Here is a 454-nt window from a genome sequence, read left to right as displayed (position 1 = left end):
GTTTCAGGTACTTTTTCACTCTTCTGTTCGAAGTGCTTTTCACCTTTCCCTCACGGTACTGGTTCTCTATCGGTCTCTCAGGAGTATTTAGCCTTGGCAGATGGTCCTGCCGGATTCACACAGGATTTCACGTGTCCCGCGCTACTCAGGATACTCGCCTCGCATAAAAAATTACGTGTACCGGACTATCACCGTCTCTGGTTACTCTTTCCAAAGCATTCCACTTCTTTTTTATTTGATTACGCAAGTCCTACAACCCCAACGTTGCCTAAACAACATTGGTTTGGGCTTGTTCCCGTTCGCTCGCCACTACTTAGGAAATCACTCTTGTTTTCTCTTCCTCCGGGTACTTAGATGTTTCAGTTCCCCGGGTTTGCCTCCATAAATGGATACTATGTCTTCAACATAGTGGGTTGTCCCATTCGGAAATCTGCGGATCAATACTTATTTGCAA

Annotated in this window: 1 rRNA gene; it reads right to left on the bottom strand. The window is 45.6% G+C overall.

Annotated elements, in window-relative coordinates:
- A 23S ribosomal RNA gene (locus tag J1N10_RS21085) occupies positions 1–454 on the bottom strand; the annotation flags it as partial.

Source organism: Carboxylicivirga litoralis, from assembly GCF_025499605.1.
Classification (GTDB): domain Bacteria; phylum Bacteroidota; class Bacteroidia; order Bacteroidales; family Marinilabiliaceae; genus Carboxylicivirga; species Carboxylicivirga litoralis.
The sequence above is the reverse complement of the archived record's forward strand: the minus strand, read 5'-3'. Positions and strand labels throughout refer to the sequence as shown.